Source organism: Streptomyces sp. NPDC014006 (assembly GCF_043088925.1).
In the GTDB taxonomy this organism is placed as follows: Bacteria; Actinomycetota; Actinomycetes; order Streptomycetales; family Streptomycetaceae; genus Streptomyces.
The window spans coordinates 771,646-787,726 of record NZ_JBICAJ010000001.1 but is presented as its reverse complement, the minus strand read 5'-3'; the positions used below and the strand labels follow the sequence as shown (position 1 = coordinate 787,726).

Genomic DNA, 16,081 nt, shown 5'->3' with positions numbered 1-16,081 from the left:
CCGGCAGCATCCGGCGGCACGGTCGCGCGGCGGACGCACCCCGCTCGAGGCGCAGTGGACAGCGCAGGCCGGGCGCCGACGCGAACGATCCTCGAGCCGGACTCCGCGCGGGCGGTGCACCGTGGCGGCCCCCGTCCGTGGATTTCGAGGAGGCGTACGTGACCACCCGACCGACCGTGCCGCGCAGCTCCTGGCTGGCGCTGAGCGCGGTCCTGCTCGCCGGATTCCTGCACACCTTCGACGTGACCGTGGTGAGCGTCGCCGCGCCGTCGATCCAGGACGGCCTCGGCGCGTCCGACGCGGCCGTGCAGTGGCTGCTGGCCGGCTACAGCCTGGCCTTCGCGCTGCTGCTGGTCACCGCGGGCCGGCTCGGTGACGCCTACGGGCGGCGGCCGCTGGTGCTGGCCGGCATCGTCGCGTTCACCGCGGCCTCCGCGCTGTGCGCCGCCGCGCCCGGCACCGGGGTGCTCATCACCGCGCGGGTGCTGCAGGGGCTGTCGGCCGCGCTGCTGGCCCCGCAGATCGCCCCGGTGATCATCCTGCTCTTCCCGCAGCCCCGGCGCGGCGCCGCCTTCGGGGTGCAGGCGGCCGTGATCGCGGCGGCCACGTGCAGCGGGCCGGTGCTCGGCGGACTGCTCGCGCACGCCGACCTGTTCGGGCTGGGCTGGCGCGCGGTCTTCCTCGTCAACCTGCCCGTCGGTGCGATCGCCCTGGTGCTCGCCGCACTGTGGCTGCCGGCCGAGACGTCGGCCCGCGCCCCGCGTCTCGACCTGGCCGGTGTGGGGGTGGCCACGGCCGGCCTGCTGCTGCTCCTGGTTCCGCTGGTGGAGGGCCGCGAGACGGGCCGACCGTGGCTGGTGATGCCGCTGGCCCTGGTGGGCCTCGCGGTGCTCGCCGGGCTGGCCCCGCTGCAGCGCCGGGCCGAGCTCGCCGGACGCACACCGCTGCTGACGCCGGACCTGTTCCGGGGCCGGGCCTTCCCGGCGGGCGCGAGCGTGAACTTCCTGGTGATGGGCTCCGTCGCGTCCTTCTTCCTGGTGTACGTCGTCCATCTGCAGGACGGGCTCGGCTTCAGCGCGAAGGAGACGGGCTTCACGCTGTTGCCGTTCGCGCTGTCCGCGGCGGTCGCCTCGGGTGCGTCGGTGCCGCTGACGGGGCGTCTGGGACGGCGCCTGCTGGAGGCGGGCTCGGTGCTGATGACGCTCGGCACGGCGGTGCTGCTGTGGCTGACGGTCGCTCAGGGCTCCGCGCTGCGGCCGCTGCACATCGTGCCCGGGCTCGTGCTGTGCGGCGCCGGCATGGGGCTGCTGAGCCCGCCGCTGTACAACATCACCCTCTCGGCGATGTCGCGCGGCGGCATCGGTTCGGCGAGCGGGGTGTTCTCCACGTTCGGCCAGGTCGGCAACGCCTTCGGGGTGGCCCTGGTCGGCTCCGTCTTCTACGGTCTCTCCCGCGGCGCCGCCGGTTCCACGACGGCGATCGGCTGGGCCCTGGCCTGCCAGCTGACGATGTCCCTGCTGGCCCTCGCCCTGCTGCGCTTCGGCCTCCCCCGCCCGCCCCACCACCCGCCGGCCCCCCACACCACCGACCCGAAACCGGCAGTCCGGGAAACCCTGCCCGGCTGACCAGCGGGGGTCTCCCTGCCGGGGCGCTTCCCGGACGGGGACGCCTCCCAGCCGGCGCCTTGCGCCGGCCTCTCCCCCACCCGGTCGCCCACCGGCGGCCGGGTTCCGCCATGCACCGGGCACCGGTACCGGCAGCCGGGCCCACGCCCACCCGGACCGCCCGCCCGACCCCGGTGGTGACGGGGCGGGTCCGCCGTCCCGACCGCACGGACGACGGCGGGACGGTGAGCCCGGCAGCAGACCGTGCCGTACGCGGCACCGCCGGGCGGCCGCACCCCGTTACCGGCAGGGACGTCTCAGGACTCAGCCGAACCGCCGCCTCGACCGGCAGCGCCGCGCCGGGTGTGTCGCCCGCCCGGGAGCCCATCCCCGCACCCCGGCCTCCCGCCACCAGCCGAAGTCGTGCCCCGGACACCGCACTGGACCGGCCGGCAAGGCCCGCGGCGCCATCCGCCGGGGTCCCGCACCGACCGCGGTCGCACCCCCGGTACCGCCCCCAGCCGGCAGCCGGCCCCGCCGTGCGCGCAAAGGGCGCCGGCCGCGAGGAGCGATGTTCCTCGCGGCCGGCGCCCTTTGCGTGGCGGTCCGTGTCAGGTGGTGGCCGCCACGGGTCTGATGCGGTGGATCACCTCGGTGACGTTCATCGCGCCGTCCCGGCGGTACGGCGCCAGCCTGCGGCGGTGCTCCACGTGCTGCGGGCTCAGTTCGAAGGCACGGAAGCGGGGCTCGTCCGTCCAGTCCGTGAGGACCCAGTACACGCCCTCCCGCTCGGTGTCCCGCACCAGCGTCTGGCCCAGGTTGTCCGGCTCGCGGGAGATCGCCTCGCCCACCTCCCGCCAGGTGCGCTCGAAGTCCGCCGACTTCTCCGGGAAGATCTCCATCCGGAGGATCACCGTGTGGGTCACTGCTCCTCGTCCTTTCCCGCGTCCTTGCCCAGCAGTCGGGCCACGACCCCGCTCAGCGTGTTCTTCGCGAAGATCGGTACGTCCGCGCAGCGCCACGCCACCACGCCGTCCGGCCGTACCAGCACCGCGCCGCGCGCCGTCACCCCGTACAGCTCGGGCCAGCGGTCGTCGACGTCGGTCAGCTCCGAACCGATGCCGTACAGCGCGAGCGGCACGCTCAGTTCGTGCGAGACAGCCCGGGCCGCCTCCTGCCAGTCCCGGTTGTCCGGCCCGGTCAGCAGTACCGGCCGGTCCCCGAACAGGTCCAGCACCGACAGCTCCGCGCCGCCGCGCCGCAGCCGCAGATGCGGGGCCCGGCTGCCGGGCCGTCCGTCGTTCTCCGCGGACCACACGCCGTACCCCGGCAGCACGCCCTCGTCCCAGGCGGTCACCGCGGAGGAGCGGTAGCGCCAGGACAGCCACACCAGGGCGTCCTCGACGATGCCCGGGTGCACGGAACGGTGCTCCCCCGGCTCGGTCAGCCGCGGCCGGTCCTTGGAGCGCAGGGCGGCCTGTTCGACCGTGGCCTCGCAGATCGGCCGGCGCTCCTCGTCGTAGCTGTCGAGCAGCCCCGCACCCGCCCAGCCGTCGAGGACCGCGGCCAGCTTCCAGGCGAGGTTGTGCGCGTCCTGGATGCCCGTGCTGGAGCCGAAGCCGCCGCTGGGCGGCATCACATGGGCGGCGTCACCGACCAGGAACACCCGCCCCTCGCGGAACCGTCCGGCGGTGCGGGCCGCGCCCTCCCACGGGGAGACGGACCGGATGCGCGGGCGCAGGTCCGCCACGCCCGTCGCCGCCCGCACCAGGTCCGCGCACCGCTCCTCGGTGAACGACTCCAGGTCGCTCTCCTGGGGGTCGTACGCGACGTGCAGCAGCCAGTCGGAGGCGTTGTCCAGCGGCATCAGCGCGCCGCGCACCTCCTCGCCGGCCGTGTAGCACAGCAGGAACCGGCGGCCGGCGAGCGGCTCGGTGAGATCGGCCCGGAAGTGGATGTTGACGTAGTGGCCGAGCGTCTCGCCGTCGAAGGGGACGCCGAGCGTGTCGCGGACACCGCTGTGCGCGCCGTCGGCGGCGACGAGGTAGCGGGCCTTGAGGGTGCGCTCGACGCCCGTGGCACGGTCCCGGACCCTTGCCGTGACCCCCTCGTCGTCCTGGGTGAAGGACAGCAGTTCGGTGCTGAACCGCAGGGCCACCCCGAGCCGTTCGGCACGGCCGCGCAGCACGTCCTCCAGCTCGCCCTGGTGGCACAGGCACCAGCCGGTCGGGGACAGCGGGCCCACGTCGGCGGTCACGTCCATGACGTACTTCTCGTCCAGCACGGCCAGTTCCGGCCCGGCCAGCGAACGGGCGGCGATGACACCGGAGTTGCCGGCGAGCAGCCGCGCCGAGGGCATGGCGCGCAGCTCGTCCTCGACGCCGGCGGCGCGCATCAGCTCCATCGCCCGCGGGTGCACGCCGCGGGCGCGGGGGTGCCCGGACAGTTCGGGGCGCTGCTCGAGCAGCAGGCAGTCCACGCCCTGCTGAGCCAGGAAGACGGCGGTGGACAGACCAGCCAGCCCGCCGCCGACCACGAGGACATCGGTGTTCCGGAGCGTGCTCCGGGTGGTGCTCAGCACAGTCTCACCCTCCTTGCCGTGCCAGGTGCCGTGGTTGGTGTTCGACGAGCACGGAGGCGTCCTTGTCGCCGTCGCCGGCCGCGAGCACCTCCGCGAACCGCTCGCGCACGCAGGCCAGCACGGGCATCGCGGACCCCTGCTCGGCAGCGGCCTCCATGGCGATGCGGATGTCCTTCTCCATGAGTTCGGAGCGGAAGAACGCCGGCTCGTAGCTGCGCTTGAGCATCAGGTCGGCGCGGAAGCGCATCACCAGGGAGCTGAAGCCGCTGGCGGAGACGACGCCGATCAGCTGGTCGCGGTCCAGGCCGGCCGCGGTGCCGTAGGCGACGGCCTCGGCGAGCGCGGCGACCTGGGCGCCGAGCAGCAGGTTCAGGATCAGCTTGAGGCTGGTGGCGGTGCCGGGTGCGCCGACGTGGACGACCTCGCTGCCCAGGACGTCCAGGACGGGGCGGGCCTCGTACAGGTCCTCCGGCGCCCCGGAGACGAACACCCGCAGCTCTCCCCTGCGGGCCTGGAGGGGGTTGCCGACGACGCAGGCCTCGACCCGGCGCAGGCCCCGTTCGGCGAGGCGGGCGGCGGCCTCGCGGGCGTAGCCCGGCGAGACGGTGGAGGTGTCCACGATGACGGTGCCGGGCGCGAGCACCGGGACCACCCGGCCGAACAGGACCTCCTCGACGGCCTTCTCGTCGCTGAGGCTGAGCAGGACCAGGCGGTGGCCGGCCGCCGCCCGTTCCGGGGCGTCGGCGAGCCGCGCGCCCGCCTCGACGAGGGGCGCGGCCTTGTGCGCGGTGCGGTTGAAGACGGTCAGCGTGTGCCCGGTCTCCAGCAGCCGCCGGGCCATGCCGCCGCCCATGTTGCCGAGGCCGATGAACGCCAACTGACGCTCTGTCATGGTGAGTTCTCTTCTCTTGTGGTCGCTGGGCGGAAGCCGAAGAGGGGGACGCGCACGCCGTGTGCTCAGTACGCGGCGTCCACCTGGTACACGGCGAACGGGACGCCGGTGCGGGTGTCGCGGAAGGGTCGCAGCGGGGCGGTGTCCTGGCGGTGGCCGGAGCCGGCCTCCCAGGTGCGGAAGGCCTCCAGGGATTCCCAGCGGCTCATCACGGCGAGCGCGGTGGGGTCGGCGGGGCTGCGCAGCAGCTCGTTGCCGAGCATGCCGGGCACCCCCGCCAGGCGCTCGCTGACCCGGTGGTAGGCCTCACGGACGGCGTTGAGCTGCGCGTCGTCGTAGGCGGCCTGGTAGACCACGACCCGGACCTCGCCGCCGCGCTCACCGGGCATGGGCGGCCGCCCTGCCGTCGATGCCGTGCAGCACCTCCATGACGTGGAAGGTGCCGCCCTTGCGGTACGGGTGCAGGGTGGCCCGGTGCTCCAGGTGGGCCGGGCTGTCCTCGAACTCGCGGAAGCGCGGCTCGTCCACCCAGTCGCTGACGATGACGTACGTGCTGCCGGGGCCGTCCTCGCGGGCCAGCGACTGGCCGAGGTTCGCGGGGTGGCCGGTGACCGCCTCGGTGCCGGCGAGCCACGCCTGCTCGAAGTCGGCTTCCTTGCCCGGCTCGATCTCCATGCGGAGCATCACCCGGAAGGTCATCAGGAGATCCCCCCGTCGACGCCGATGGTGTTGCCGGTGACGTACCGGGACAGGTCGCTGGCCAGCCACAGCACGGCGCCCGCCACCTCGTCGGGGGTGCCGAGCCGTCCGAGGGCGGTCTTGGCGCCGTAGCGCTCGGACATCAGCTTCTGCTGCTCGGCGGGCATGGCGTGGAAGTTCTCGGTCTCGATCACGCCGAGCGCGAGCATGTTGAAGCGGATGCCCTGCGGGCCGAACTCCTTGGCCAGGGAACGGTTCAGGCCGGCCAGCGCCGCCTTGGTCATCGTGTAGTGGGCGCGCAGCGGGATGCCGGCCTCCACGGCACGGGAGCCGATCGACACCACCGAGGAGCCGGCGCCGAGCAGCGGCAGCGCGTGCTGGATGACGAGGTGGGCGCCGGTGACGTTGGTGGCGAGGACGCGCTGCCACTCCTCCAGCGGCAGCTCGGCGTACGGGATGTGGCTGATCGCGCCGGCGTTGTTGACGAGCAGGTCGAGGCGGTCGCCGTGTATCTCGCGGACCTGGGTGAGCAGGCCGGCGATCTCCTCCGGCTTCGACAGGTCGGCGCGCAGCACGTGGTGGTCGCCGCCGGTCTCCTTCAGCTCCCGCTCCAGGGAGGCGACGTACTCACTGTCGCGCTGGTAGCAGGTGACGACGTCGACGCCGGCGTTGGCGAGTGCCAGGACGACGCCCCGGCCGACACCGCGGGTGCCGCCGGTGACCAGGGCCTTCTTGCCCTTGAGGCCGAGATCCATGGAATCCTCCGATAGGTGAGGGAAGGTCAGAGCAGGAAGCCGAGCGCGGCGCAGTTGGCGACGAGCGCGACGATGGTGAGCACGCTGCGGCGGCGGTTCCAGGCGCCCCAGGAGCCGCGGGGGTCCTGGAAGTCGGCCGGCAGGTGCTCGGGGTCGATGGTGCGCATCTTGCGGTTGACGGGCGCGTTCTTGGTGACCGAGATCAGCGCGGTGGCCGTGGCGAGCACGCCCGCCACGGCGAACAGGGTCCGCGCGGAGGTGTTCTCGGCGCCCACCGCCAGCGCCGCGTCCAGGGCGACGGTGCCGACCAGGCAGATCGGCATGGCCGGGTCGTAGCGCTGGCCGAAGAACGCGTGGGCGTGCACATAGCGGTCGGTGGGCAGCGAGGCGAGGTAGGGGAAGCCGCCGAGCTGGGTGCCGAACAGGACGCCGGCGGCGAGCCCGTTGAGCAGCAGCAGGAGGGGGGCGAGAACGTTCAGCACGGGGGCTCCCTCAGCGGACCAGGGCCCGCGCCGCGGCCTCGACGCGCTCCTTGATGAGCTTCATCTGCACCTTGGTGTTGATGTCGAGGTGCTCGGTCATCGCGCTGTCGGTGGCGGGGGCCTCGGGCTTCATGTGGAAGTCCTGCACCCAGCGCATGCGCACGCCGCCGCCGGGCTCCTCGGTGTACTCCCAGAAGATGTGCATGAACTCGAACGGGCCGGTCTCCACGCGTTCGGCGCGCACCGTGCGGGTGGCCGGGTCGCCGGTCCGCCTCGACACCCAGCTCCAGACGTTGCCGTCCTCGTCGGGGTGCATGGTGAGGCGGAAGACGACGGTGTCGCCGTCGCGCTCCAGCACCTCGGCGGAGGCGTACTCGCTGAACAGGTTCGGCCAGTTGGGGACGTCGTTGGTGATCTCCCATACGACGTCCAGGGGGGCGTCGATGACGATGTGGTTGTCGGTGTGTCCAGCCATCACGAACTCCGTGGGTCGTCTTGCGGAAGGAAGGGGTCAGCGGCCGAGCACCAGGGCGGAGGTGAAGCCGCCGTGTCCGCGCGCCAGGACCAGTGCGTGACGCAGCGGCAGTTCCCGCGGGGCACCGGTGACCAGGTCGATGTCCAGGCCCGGGGCGAGGTCGCGGACGTGCGCGGTGTGCGGGATCACGCCCTCGCGCAGGGCGAGCAGGGCGGTGGCCACGTCGAGCGGGGCACCGCCGCCGTAGAGCCGGCCGGTGAGCGTCTTCGGCGCGGTGACCGGGACACCTCGCGGGCCGAAGACGGCCGTGATGGCGTCCGCCTCGTCGCGGTCGTCGGCCGCGACACCGGCGGCGTCGGCGAAGACGACGTCGATGTCGGCGGGGGTGAGCCCGGCGTCGGCGAGGGCCGCCTCGGCGGTACGGCGCAGGGCGCGCGGCCGGCCGGAGTCGGGGGCCGGGTCGAAGCCGGCGGCGTAGCCGAGGACCCGGCCGTAGCCGGTGCCCGCGCCGCGCTCGGCGGCGGCCTGGGCGCTCTCCAGCACGAGGATGGCGCCGCCCTCGCCGGGCAGGTGGCCGCCGGCGTCGGCGTCGAAGGGCAGGTAGGCCCGCTCCGGGTCGTCGACGGTGGACAGCCGGCCGGTGCTGAGCTGGGCGGTGAGGCCGTACGGGCACAGCGAGGCGTCGGTGCCGCCGGTGACGACCAGCTTCGAACCGCGCCGCACCAGGCGCCGGGCCTGGCCGATGGCGTCGAGGCCGCCGGCCTGCTCGCAGGCCAGCACGCCGCACGGGCCGCGCATCTTGTGCCGGATGGAGAGCTGGCCGGTGGTGGCCGCGTAGAACCAGGCGATGGACTGGTAGGCGCCCACCCAGCTCGGGTCGTTGCGGTAGAGCGCGGTCATCTCCTTCTGACCGAACTCGGTGCCGCCGGAGGACGAGGAGGTCACGACCGCCATCTCGTACTCGGGTACGGCGGTGAGGTCGGCGCCGGAGTCGGCGAGGGCGGCCTCACCGGCGGCCAGCGCCAGGTGCGTCCAGTGGTCGGTCTGGGCGATCAGCCGGCCCGGCACGCTGTCGGCGGCGGCGAAGCCCGGCACCTGCCCGGCGTGGCGCACCGGATACGGGGACGGGTCGAAGCGCTGGATGCGGCCGATGCCGGACTTGCCGGCCAGCACCGACGACCAGTGGGCGTCGACGCCGATGCCGGTGGGCGCGCAGATGCCGAGGCCGGTGATGACGGGCGCCGTCGAGCTGCTCATGGTGGTCACTCCCCCCGTCCCGCGGCGGCCGCGGCGGTGCCGGGCCGGGCGAGGACCATCGCGCTCTGGAAGCCGCCGAAGCCGCTGCCCACGGTCAGGACGGCGTCCATGGCGTGCTCGCGTGCGGTGACCGGCACGTAGTCCAGGTCGCAGAGCGGGTCCTTGGTCTTCAGGTTGGCGGTGGGCGGCACGACCTGGCGGTCCAGCGCGAGCGCGCAGGCGGCGACCTCGATGGAGCCGATCGCGCCCAGCGAGTGGCCGACCATCGACTTGATGGAGCTGACCGGGATGTCGTAGGCGTGCTGCCCGAGGCTGCGCTTGAACGCGGCCGTCTCGTGGCGGTCGTTCTGCTTGGTGCCCGAGCCGTGCGCGTTGATGTAGTCGACGGCGGTCGGGTCCAGCTTCGCCTGGTCCAGGGCGACCCCGATGGCCTGGGCCATCTCGCGGCCGTCCGGTTTCAGGCCGGTCATGTGGTACGCGTTGCTGCGGCCGGCGAAGCCGGCGATCTCGGCGTAGATCCTGGCGCCGCGGGCCAGGGCCGCTTCCCGTTCCTCGATGACCATGACCGCGGCGCCCTCGCCGAGCACGAACCCGTCGCGCTCCCCGTCGAAGGGCCGGGAGGCGTGCTCGGGGTCGGCGTTGTTCGGCGTGGTCGCCTTGATCGCGTCGAAGCAGGCGGAGGTGATCGGGGAGATGGGGGCGTCGGTGGCACCGGCGACGACGACGTCGGCGGTGCCCTCCTCGATGAGCTGCACCGCGTGCCCGACGGAGTCCAGGCCGGACGTGCAGCCGGTGGAGATCAGCGCGACCGGGCCCTCGGCGCCGGTCTCCCAGGCGACCTCCACGGCGAGGGTGGACGGCACCATGTAGCCGTACAGGTGCGGTACGCCGTACTCGTGGTCGACGAGCCACTTCCTGCCGCTGTCGGAGAGGACGACGTACTCCTCCTCCAGGCCCATCGTGCAGCCGACCGCGCTGCCCAGGGAGACACCGATCCGCTCGGGGGCCAGGGTGTTCAGCTCCAGGCCGCTGTCCGCGACCGCCTCGCGGGCGGAGACGACGGCGAACTGGGCGGCCCGGTCCATGCGCCGGATCTGCCGGGTGGTCAGGCCGGCCGCGGCCGGGTCGAAGTCCACCTCGGCGGCGACCTGCGAACGGAACGCCGCCGGGTCGAACAGCGAGATGCGCCGGGTCGCGGTGCGGCCCGCGGACAGCGTCCCCCAGAAGGCCTCGCGGCCCACCCCGCCCGGCACCACGGCACCGATGCCGGTGATGACGGCGCGTCGGGTCACCGGGCACCGCCGACGTCGGGGTTGGCCTGCTCGGGGCGCTGCGCCTGCTCGGTGTCGACGTGGCCGAGCTCGGGGCGCGGCGCGAGCGGCGACAGGTGGAAGGCGCAGCGGGCGGTGGTCTCGCCGGTGTTGACGAGGCGGTGGCGCACGCCGATCGGGACGAGCAGGGAGTCGCCGGCGTCGAGGACGACGACGTCCCGGCCGTCCAGGGTCATCTCCAGGTGGCCGTCGACGACGTGGATGAACTCCTCCGAGTACGGGTGGTAGTGCTCGGTGACCCAGTCGCCGGGCTCCAGGGTCATCGTGCCGCCGAAGCCGGAGCAGCAGCCGACGGTCTTGGGGCTGAGGGTGACGCGGATGTCGCCGCCGCGCTTGGTGTTGGCCTCGACCTCGTCGGCGGCCACCTTCACGGTGCGGGTGATGGCGGTGGTCACTGGATCCGCCCTCCGTCCTTGGTCCAGATGTAGAACGGCTCGGCCATGGCGTCCTTGGGCTCCTGCCAGTTCGGGTCGTAGGGCTCCACGCACTTGGCGAGCCGGGTGTTGATGTCGTCGTAGAGGGGGTGACTGCGGGCCCGGTACAGGTTGGGGCCGATGTCCTGCTCGGCCTCGACGAGGTGGAAGTACAGGCCGTGGAACTTGAAGAGGGTGCGGCGGTCGACGCCGACCATGTGGGGCAGGTCGGTGGAGTCGGACTCCTCGAAGATGCGGGCGATGTCGTCCGTCTTGTCCGGCCGGAGCTTGGCGACGATCAGGGTGCGGTGCACTGGTCCCTCCCAACGGTTCGGTGGTCGCAGGGAAGGTCGCACCGCGGTCTGGAGAGGCACTCGAACTCCCCTCCAGTGAGGGGGCTTCGAGCGGTGCGCGAGGCGCGGTGGGTTGGCTGACCGTGAGAAACGTCTGTCACTTGCAGAAGGGGCGTCGAGCACATGCCGTTCGCAGCCATCACGTACGACATCAAGCCGGGGCACGAGAGGGAACTCACCGAGATCTTCGGCTCGTTCCGCCGGGTCAAGGGCAGCCGCGTCGAGGACGCCTCCGGGCAGGAGGCCGGCACGATCCTGGCCACGGCGGTCTTCCTGCGCGACGACACGCTGGTACGGGTCATCGAGTACACCGGCGATCTGGAGGCCGTGGCCCGCCACATGGCGATGCAGCCGGGCGTCCGCGAGGTCGAGCGGAAACTGAAGCCGTACCTGACCAGGCCCCGCGACACGGACACGGTCGAGGGCTTCGTCGCCACGTTCCGACGCAGTCTGCTGAACACGGTGGCCCAGATCTCGATCCGGGACGTCCCGCAGCCGGCGGCGTAAAGGCGCCCCACGGGCGGCCCCGCCGGCCCCGGACCCACCCTGCACCAGCACCCACCGCACGAGAGATCCGCCCCGCCCCCCGACGAACGCCCACACGGACGTCCGCCGGGGGGCGGGGCGGTACCGGGACAGCACCCGGGACACCGTCGCGATCCGGCGGCGGCCCAGTGGGCGGTGGTGCGTGGCGCGGGCCCCCGCCGGTGTGCGTGCGCGCGTGTGGGGGGGGGGGGGGGGGCCGGGGGGCCGGCCCCCCCCCCCCCCCCCCCCCCCGCGCAGCGCCCCGCACCCTCAGCCGGGGTGACCCGCGCTCACATCGACGTCACCGCCGCCGCCGTGACCGCGAGTGCCAGGACCGACAGGGCCGTGCGCAGGTGGTGGAAGCGGCGCCACAGCGGGCGTGGGTCCTGCCAGTCCGCCGGGATGACGGACGGGTCGGTGATCGCCTTGACGCGCCGGTTGATCGGCACGTTGCACAGGTGGGACACCCCGGACACGCCCAGCATCAGCACCGCCGCCACCACGAACAGCGTCCGCGCGGTGCCGCCGGCGATCACCGCCAGCACCACGTCGACCAGCGTGCTGCTCAGCACGATGACCGGCATCGTGGGGTCCCAGTTGCGGCCGAGCAGCTGGTGCGCGTACACGTAGGTGCCGGTCTCCATCGCGAACAGCGCGGGCAGCACGCTCAGCGCGACGGCGAACAGCACTCCGGCGGTGACACCGCTGCCGAGCAGGGCCGCGACGGCCAGCACCTCGGTCATGACGCCGCGGCACCCGCGGGGTGGGTGTCCACGGTCAGCTGCGCGACCGTGCGCATGGTGGCGTTGCGGAAGTACTCCGCGAACGCCTGCGGCGAGGTCGTGTCGCGCGGCTCGGCGAGGTACGGCCCGAGCTCGTCCTCCGCCGTGTGCACGCCCTGCTGCCGGGCCATGTGCCGGCCGACGGCCGCGAAGTCGCCCTCGTAGTGGATGACGCGGACGACCACGTCGTCCTTCAGGAACACCGCCGTACCCAGCAGCCGGCCGGCCTGATCGCCGTCCTCGCCGGTGAAGACCGGGGTGTCGACCCGCTTGAACTTGGCGAAGATCTCCGCGATCTCCTCCTCGAACCCGGGCTTGACCCGGTAGGTGATGGCTGCGTACGGCATCAGATTCCTCCGTCGACTTCGATGGTCGTGCCGGTGACATAGGCGGCCGACGCCCCGGCGAGATACAGCACGGCGCCCGCCACGTCCTCGGGGCGGCCGAGCCGCCCGAGCGCGGTGAGGCCGGCGAGCTTCGCGGCCAGCTGCGGTGGCAGCCCGGCCCCCGGCTCCGTCTCGGTCACGCCGGGCGCGACCAGGTTGACCCGGACGCCCCGGGGCCCCAGCTCCTTGGCGAGCGCCCGGGTGAACCCGACCAGGGCGGCCTTGGAGGTGGTGTAGTGCACGCCGAGGGGCCGCCCGCGCAGCGCCACGGAGGCGCCGATGCTCACCACGGACGCGCCCTCGGCCAGCGCGCCGAGCAGCGACTGGGTGACCAGGTAGACGGACGTGGTGTTGTGGTCGAGCACCCGCCGCCACTCGGCGTCGGACAGCGCGTCGAACGGCGTGTGCCCGTCGACGCCGAGATTGTTGACCAGGACGTCGAGGCCGCCCTCGCCGAACCGGCCGGTGACCGCCCGGGCGAGCGTCTCGGCGCCCTCCCGGGTGGTCAGGTCGGCCTGCACGGTGTCGAAGTCGGCCCCGAGCGCCTCCAGTTCGGCGGCGAGCGCCTTGGCCGCCTCGCCGTCATGACCGTAGGAGACGAGGAGCCGGGCGCCGGCCCGGGCGAAGGCGAGTGCCGTCGCCCGGCCGATGCCCTTGGTCCCGCCGGTGACCAGGACCCGCTGTGCCGCCGCGGCAGCGGTCACCGGACCGCCCCGGCGCGCGGCGCGACACTGATCATCTGCAGCAGCATCCGCGGGGTCTCGGCCTCGCCGACGGCGTCGTCGTCCAGCACGATGCCGTACCGGCGGTTGATCACGCTCGTCACCTGCAGCAGGGCGAGGGAGTCGTAGCCGAACTCCAGGAACGGGGTGTCGAGGGCCTCCTCGCCCTCCAGTGCCATGCCCTCCTCCGGGGCACCGACGCATTCGAGCAGCAGCTCACCGAGTTCGGACAGGGTCATGTCGCTCACGATGCTTCCTCTCAACTTCCTTGACGGGTCAGTGGGCCCGCGCCAGCAGGGGTCCGGTGGAACGCGCCGCGGTGTCCAGTTCGAGCTGCGGCGAGGAGTCGAGCACCGCGCGGTGCAGATGCTCGACGCTGGGCGAGGGGTCGAGTCCGAGGCTCTGGTTCAGGCAGCGGCGCAGCTGCCGGTAGACCACCAGGGCGTCGCTGCGGCGTCCCACCCGGTACAGCGCGAGCATCAGCTGCTCGTGCATGGCCTCGTGCAGGGGGTGCCGGGCGGCGAGCCCGGAGAGCTCGCCGATGAGTTCATGGTGGCGGCCCAGCCTCAGGTCCGCCTCGATCCGGCGCTGAAGGACGCTCATCCGCGACTCGTCGAGCCGGGTGGCCTCCACCTCCAGCAGCGGCCCGCACTGCACGTCGGCGAGCGCGCGTCCGTGCCACAGCGACAGCGCCCGGCAGAAGTACGAGGACGCCTCGGCCCAGTCGCCGTGGTCCAGGGCGCGGTGCCCGGCCAGGGACAGGGCGTCGAACTCGTGGGCGTCCAGCAGTCCGCCGTGCACGTCGAGCCGGTAGCCGCCGGGCTCGGTGACGAGGACGCTCTTGGCGCCGTTGGGCAGGCAGGCGCCGTCGTCGTCGAACGTGGCCGCGATCGCGTTGCGTATCTGCAGCACGTACGTCTGCAGGGTGGTCTGCACACTGCGCGGAGGGTTCTCGCCCCAGACCTCCTCCACCAGCGAGGACACCGAGACGACCTGGCCGGCCTGGAGGGCGAGCAGGGCGAAGACCTTGCGCGGTTTGACGGCGGTGAGGTGCACGGGCACCCCGTTCAGGGTGGCCCTGAAAGGGCCGAGCACGCTGATGTCCATGCGCGTGGATCTCCTTCGGGTTGCGGGATCAGCCGGCCTGGTACGGCGTCACGTCGGACGTCGCCGCCTCGCAGCGCAGCGCCTCGCCGACGGCGCGGGGCAGCTCCCGGCCGCGGACGAAGAAGTGCGTGCCAAGGACGGTCCGGAAGGTGAAACGGGCCGTGGTGCAGTGCTCCCAGCTGCGGACCTCCGCCGGGGAGACCAGCGGATCGACCTCCGAGGCGTAGGCGGCCAGGGAGCACGGCAGCGGGGTCATGGGTGCGGAGCGCAGGCTCTGCGCGAGGAACAGGTCGGCGCGCAGGGTGGCGAGGGTGCCGTGCAGCCAGCTGAGCCGGCTGCGCAGGGGTGCGGGGATGCTCTCGTGTCCGCCGAGGGAGGCGATCAGCTCCTCGTCGGGCAGTTCGGGCCGCAGCAGCGCGTCCACCAGCGGCGAGGGCAGCTGCGGCGCCGAACACGCGCCGACCGCCAGCAGCTCCGGCGGCCGCTGCCCGGTGCGCACACGGTGCTCGGCGAACCGGTACGCGGCCAGGGCGCCCATGCTGTGCCCGTAGAAGGCGTACGGCTCGTCCAGCAGGCCGCCGAGATCGGCGTCGAGTTCCTCGACCAGCCGGGCGCCGTCGGTGATCCGGGGGTCCTTGCGGCGCGTCTCCCGGCCCGGCAGCCGCACCGGCAGGGCGGAGATTCCCGGACCGACGCGCTGTCGCCATCCGGCGAAGCTCATGGCGCCCCCGCCGGCGTGGTGGAAGCAGAACAGCCGGATGCCGTTTTCGCCGGTCAGCGGCCGGACCGCAAGGTAGCGCTGCACCCGAATCCCCCTTCGCTCCGCATCTTTTCGGTCAGATGCGCGATCCGAGCGTCACCGCAGGGGCTCGCTCTCAGCTCAACTTGTGCTGGAGCGCGGGTCGGGGAGCGGCGGGAGCAGCGGGAGCGCGCCGCCGGCCTGGTCGCGGTCGCCGAATCCGGCGTCGTAGACGGCGGCGCTGACGGTGTAGGCGTCCTCGACCAGCCAGCTGTGGAAGGACCACTCCTGTCCGGTGCCGGGCGTGCCGTCGGGCCGCAGCATGCGCATGCGCGTGTCGCGCGGCCCGAAGCCGAACTCGGTGAAGCGGAATCGCAGTCCCTGCCCGATCGCCTTGCTGTAGGCCTCCTTCAGCGTCCACAGCCGTACCAGCTCCCGGTTGCGCCGCTCCTCGGGCACCCCTCGCAGCGCCTCCAGCTCGTGCGGCGTGCACACCCGCAGCTCCGTCCCCAGCTCGAGCATGCGCCGGTCGGCGGGCTCGGTGTCCACGCCGAGCCGCCCGAACCGGGTCAGCCCGACCACCAGCAGCCCGTCGGTGTGACTCAGGCTGACGTCGAGCTGGTCGATCCCGCGCAGATACGGCCGCCCGCCCGGCTTGTACGCCAGCTCCAGCTCACGGGCCGACGTGCCGAGCACGGCGGCGGCCGCCGACTTCAGCAGCAGCCGCGAGGCGACGAACCGGTCCCGGTTGCGCGAGGCCGGCATCCGCGCGAGCCGCCGGTGATCGAACCCCAGGTCCTCGAGGAGCCGGGGTTCTTCCAGATCCTTCGGCAACCAGTCGTCGACGTCGGCGTACACGACGCAGGAGCCGAGAAGGCCCACGGCACGGCGTACGTCCTCCCAGGGGTGAGAGGGCCCACGATGCCGCAGGGGCCGCAGGGCGGATCGCATAGGGGGGTACCTCCTGCACAAGGGGAC

The 16,081-nt window shown here is 73.3% G+C and carries 21 protein-coding genes; 2 read left to right on the top strand and 19 right to left on the bottom strand.

Going from position 1 to position 16,081, the window contains the following annotated elements; genetic code table 11:
- Positions 1 to 158 precede the first annotated feature (158 nt).
- The gene (locus ACF1GV_RS03635; protein ID WP_391677420.1) at positions 159 to 1,625 is read left to right on the top strand and encodes an MFS transporter; all 1,467 of its coding nucleotides are present in this window, start codon (positions 159 to 161) and stop codon (positions 1,623 to 1,625) included.
- Positions 1,626 to 2,215: 590 nt separating this feature from the next.
- Here ACF1GV_RS03635 and ACF1GV_RS03630 read toward each other — a convergent pair.
- From ACF1GV_RS03630 to ACF1GV_RS03575, 12 genes are all read right to left on the bottom strand, one after another.
- Entirely contained in the window at positions 2,216 to 2,530 is a 315-nt protein-coding gene (locus ACF1GV_RS03630) for an antibiotic biosynthesis monooxygenase family protein (RefSeq protein ID WP_391677417.1), read from the bottom strand.
- The gene (locus ACF1GV_RS03625; RefSeq protein WP_391677416.1) at positions 2,527 to 4,185 is read right to left on the bottom strand and encodes an FAD-dependent oxidoreductase; all 1,659 of its coding nucleotides are present in this window, start codon (positions 4,183 to 4,185) and stop codon (positions 2,527 to 2,529) included. Before ACF1GV_RS03625 ends, ACF1GV_RS03630 begins: the two co-directional genes overlap by 4 nt.
- Positions 4,186 to 4,189: 4 nt before the next feature.
- Positions 4,190 to 5,077, bottom strand: a complete 888-nt coding sequence (locus ACF1GV_RS03620) for an NAD(P)-dependent oxidoreductase (RefSeq protein WP_391677413.1) — start codon at positions 5,075 to 5,077, stop codon at positions 4,190 to 4,192.
- A 65-nt stretch (positions 5,078 to 5,142) separates the two neighbouring features.
- On the bottom strand, positions 5,143 to 5,466 hold the full coding sequence (locus ACF1GV_RS03615; protein ID WP_391677411.1) for an antibiotic biosynthesis monooxygenase family protein: 324 nt from the start codon (positions 5,464 to 5,466) through the stop codon (positions 5,143 to 5,145).
- Positions 5,456 to 5,776 (bottom strand): antibiotic biosynthesis monooxygenase family protein, encoded by a 321-nt coding sequence (locus ACF1GV_RS03610; RefSeq protein WP_363267576.1) that lies wholly within the window; start codon positions 5,774 to 5,776, stop codon positions 5,456 to 5,458. Before ACF1GV_RS03610 ends, ACF1GV_RS03615 begins: the two co-directional genes overlap by 11 nt.
- A complete protein-coding gene (locus tag ACF1GV_RS03605; RefSeq protein ID WP_391677409.1) occupies positions 5,776 to 6,531 on the bottom strand; it encodes an SDR family NAD(P)-dependent oxidoreductase in 756 nt (251 codons plus the stop codon). The genes ACF1GV_RS03610 and ACF1GV_RS03605 overlap by 1 nt, the downstream gene beginning before the upstream one ends.
- A 26-nt stretch (positions 6,532 to 6,557) precedes the next feature.
- Positions 6,558 to 7,013, bottom strand: coding sequence for a DUF1772 domain-containing protein (locus ACF1GV_RS03600; protein ID WP_391677406.1), 456 nt, complete (start codon positions 7,011 to 7,013; stop codon positions 6,558 to 6,560).
- A gap of 10 nt (positions 7,014 to 7,023) precedes the next feature.
- The gene (locus tag ACF1GV_RS03595; RefSeq protein ID WP_391677404.1) at positions 7,024 to 7,488 is read right to left on the bottom strand and encodes an SRPBCC family protein; all 465 of its coding nucleotides are present in this window, start codon (positions 7,486 to 7,488) and stop codon (positions 7,024 to 7,026) included.
- 36 nt (positions 7,489 to 7,524) lie between these two features.
- A complete protein-coding gene (locus ACF1GV_RS03590) occupies positions 7,525 to 8,745 on the bottom strand; it encodes a ketosynthase chain-length factor (RefSeq protein ID WP_391677402.1) in 1,221 nt (406 codons plus the stop codon).
- 5 nt (positions 8,746 to 8,750) lie between these two features.
- A complete protein-coding gene (locus ACF1GV_RS03585) occupies positions 8,751 to 10,037 on the bottom strand; it encodes a beta-ketoacyl-[acyl-carrier-protein] synthase family protein (protein WP_391677399.1) in 1,287 nt (428 codons plus the stop codon).
- Positions 10,034 to 10,471 (bottom strand): cupin domain-containing protein, encoded by a 438-nt coding sequence (locus ACF1GV_RS03580; RefSeq protein ID WP_391677397.1) that lies wholly within the window; start codon positions 10,469 to 10,471, stop codon positions 10,034 to 10,036. The genes ACF1GV_RS03585 and ACF1GV_RS03580 overlap by 4 nt, the downstream gene beginning before the upstream one ends.
- On the bottom strand, positions 10,468 to 10,803 hold the full coding sequence (locus tag ACF1GV_RS03575; protein ID WP_363267568.1) for a TcmI family type II polyketide cyclase: 336 nt from the start codon (positions 10,801 to 10,803) through the stop codon (positions 10,468 to 10,470). The genes ACF1GV_RS03580 and ACF1GV_RS03575 overlap by 4 nt, the downstream gene beginning before the upstream one ends.
- Positions 10,804 to 10,965: 162 nt before the next feature.
- Here ACF1GV_RS03575 and ACF1GV_RS03570 point away from each other — a divergent pair, with 162 nt between their 5' ends.
- Positions 10,966 to 11,349: a SchA/CurD-like domain-containing protein gene (locus tag ACF1GV_RS03570; RefSeq protein WP_391677394.1), complete on the top strand. Its 384-nt coding sequence runs from the start codon at positions 10,966 to 10,968 to the stop codon at positions 11,347 to 11,349.
- A gap of 308 nt (positions 11,350 to 11,657) precedes the next feature.
- Here ACF1GV_RS03570 and ACF1GV_RS03565 read toward each other — a convergent pair whose 3' ends face one another.
- From ACF1GV_RS03565 to ACF1GV_RS03535, 7 genes are all read right to left on the bottom strand, one after another.
- On the bottom strand, positions 11,658 to 12,110 hold the full coding sequence (locus ACF1GV_RS03565) for a DUF1772 domain-containing protein (RefSeq protein WP_363267566.1): 453 nt from the start codon (positions 12,108 to 12,110) through the stop codon (positions 11,658 to 11,660).
- Complete coding sequence (locus ACF1GV_RS03560; RefSeq protein ID WP_363267565.1) at positions 12,107 to 12,496, bottom strand: SchA/CurD-like domain-containing protein; 390 nt, start codon at positions 12,494 to 12,496, stop codon at positions 12,107 to 12,109. The genes ACF1GV_RS03565 and ACF1GV_RS03560 overlap by 4 nt, the downstream gene beginning before the upstream one ends.
- The gene (locus tag ACF1GV_RS03555) at positions 12,496 to 13,239 is read right to left on the bottom strand and encodes an SDR family NAD(P)-dependent oxidoreductase (protein ID WP_391677391.1); all 744 of its coding nucleotides are present in this window, start codon (positions 13,237 to 13,239) and stop codon (positions 12,496 to 12,498) included. The genes ACF1GV_RS03560 and ACF1GV_RS03555 overlap by 1 nt, the downstream gene beginning before the upstream one ends.
- The gene (locus ACF1GV_RS03550; RefSeq protein WP_391678481.1) at positions 13,236 to 13,496 is read right to left on the bottom strand and encodes an acyl carrier protein; all 261 of its coding nucleotides are present in this window, start codon (positions 13,494 to 13,496) and stop codon (positions 13,236 to 13,238) included. Before ACF1GV_RS03550 ends, ACF1GV_RS03555 begins: the two co-directional genes overlap by 4 nt.
- A 37-nt stretch (positions 13,497 to 13,533) precedes the next feature.
- On the bottom strand, positions 13,534 to 14,364 hold the full coding sequence (locus tag ACF1GV_RS03545; RefSeq protein ID WP_391677389.1) for a BTAD domain-containing putative transcriptional regulator: 831 nt from the start codon (positions 14,362 to 14,364) through the stop codon (positions 13,534 to 13,536).
- Positions 14,365 to 14,392: 28 nt separating this feature from the next.
- Positions 14,393 to 15,169 (bottom strand): thioesterase II family protein, encoded by a 777-nt coding sequence (locus ACF1GV_RS03540; protein ID WP_391677387.1) that lies wholly within the window; start codon positions 15,167 to 15,169, stop codon positions 14,393 to 14,395.
- A 75-nt stretch (positions 15,170 to 15,244) separates the two neighbouring features.
- Positions 15,245 to 16,054, bottom strand: a complete 810-nt coding sequence (locus tag ACF1GV_RS03535) for a 4'-phosphopantetheinyl transferase family protein (RefSeq protein WP_391677385.1) — start codon at positions 16,052 to 16,054, stop codon at positions 15,245 to 15,247.
- Between the last annotated feature and the right edge of the window lie 27 nt (positions 16,055 to 16,081).

What these genes read in the sequence shown, in the direction of transcription:
- ACF1GV_RS03605 (WP_391677409.1), bottom strand. Translation starts at nt 6,531, where the DNA reads ATGGATCTCGGCCTCAAGGGCAAGAAGGCCCTGGTCACCGGCGGCACC.
- ACF1GV_RS03595 (WP_391677404.1), bottom strand. Translation starts at nt 7,488, where the DNA reads ATGGCTGGACACACCGACAACCACATCGTCATCGACGCCCCCCTGGAC.
- ACF1GV_RS03620 (WP_391677413.1), bottom strand. Translation starts at nt 5,077, where the DNA reads ATGACAGAGCGTCAGTTGGCGTTCATCGGCCTCGGCAACATGGGCGGC.
- ACF1GV_RS03550 (WP_391678481.1), bottom strand. Translation starts at nt 13,496, where the DNA reads ATGACCCTGTCCGAACTCGGTGAGCTGCTGCTCGAATGCGTCGGTGCC.
- ACF1GV_RS03565 (WP_363267566.1), bottom strand. Translation starts at nt 12,110, where the DNA reads ATGACCGAGGTGCTGGCCGTCGCGGCCCTGCTCGGCAGCGGTGTCACC.
- ACF1GV_RS03615 (WP_391677411.1), bottom strand. Translation starts at nt 5,466, where the DNA reads ATGCCCGGTGAGCGCGGCGGCGAGGTCCGGGTCGTGGTCTACCAGGCC.
- ACF1GV_RS03535 (WP_391677385.1), bottom strand. Translation starts at nt 16,054, where the DNA reads ATGCGATCCGCCCTGCGGCCCCTGCGGCATCGTGGGCCCTCTCACCCC.
- ACF1GV_RS03545 (WP_391677389.1), bottom strand. Translation starts at nt 14,364, where the DNA reads ATGGACATCAGCGTGCTCGGCCCTTTCAGGGCCACCCTGAACGGGGTG.
- ACF1GV_RS03570 (WP_391677394.1), top strand. Translation starts at nt 10,966, where the DNA reads ATGCCGTTCGCAGCCATCACGTACGACATCAAGCCGGGGCACGAGAGG.
- ACF1GV_RS03610 (WP_363267576.1), bottom strand. Translation starts at nt 5,776, where the DNA reads ATGACCTTCCGGGTGATGCTCCGCATGGAGATCGAGCCGGGCAAGGAA.
- ACF1GV_RS03590 (WP_391677402.1), bottom strand. Translation starts at nt 8,745, where the DNA reads ATGAGCAGCTCGACGGCGCCCGTCATCACCGGCCTCGGCATCTGCGCG.
- ACF1GV_RS03560 (WP_363267565.1), bottom strand. Translation starts at nt 12,496, where the DNA reads ATGCCGTACGCAGCCATCACCTACCGGGTCAAGCCCGGGTTCGAGGAG.